Annotated in this window: 2 pseudogenes; one reads left to right on the forward strand and one right to left on the reverse strand. The window is 62.2% G+C overall.

From position 1 onward, the window contains the following. Window positions 1–208: 208 nt before the first annotated feature. Window positions 209–448, reverse strand: a pseudogene (locus K7A42_RS00005) (inositol monophosphatase); the annotation flags it as partial. Here K7A42_RS00005 and K7A42_RS00010 point away from each other — a divergent pair. After that, window positions 428–553: pseudogene (locus K7A42_RS00010) on the forward strand (inositol monophosphatase); the annotation flags it as partial. The pseudogenes K7A42_RS00005 and K7A42_RS00010 sit on opposite strands and share 21 nt — an antisense overlap.

The following is a 553-nucleotide window of genomic DNA, read 5'->3' on the forward strand; positions in this document are numbered from 1 at the left end:
AAAGGGCGCGGAATTCTGTTCCGCGCCCTTTTTTGTTTGCTGGTGGGTCTCGCCGACGGCCGTTAACACAGGGCTGATGCGGGGTAACGGCCCGCGCAAATCCTTAGGCTGATAAAGGGTCTTCCGCCGCGCAGACGCGCCGCAGCTGGATGCCGGATCAAGTCCGGCATGACGGTGAAGGTGGTGCACACCCCACGAATCCGGAGCCTCAGACCGTGAAAATCTTCGCGCGCAGCAATTCCCACGTCTCCGGATTAGGCGCCAGCAGCAGCCCGCCATCCCCATGGCGTGGCAGAAACGGCGAGCCATCCAGGCGGGCGCCATAGGCGCCCGATTCCTGCGAGATCAATGTGCCGGCCAGGTTGTCCCAGGGCATCAGCTTGTTGTACATGAGGAAATGCATGTGACCGCCGCAGAACAGGCGATACTCATGTGCAACAAGCTGATGCCCTGGGACCACCTGGCCGGCACATTGATCTCGCAGGAATCGGGCGCCTATGCCGCCCGCCTTGATGGCTCGCCTTATCTGCCACGCCATGTGGATGGCGGGCTG

This window comes from Agrobacterium sp. InxBP2 (genome assembly GCF_026191755.1).
GTDB classification, from domain to species: Bacteria; Pseudomonadota; Alphaproteobacteria; order Rhizobiales; family Rhizobiaceae; genus Agrobacterium; species Agrobacterium pusense.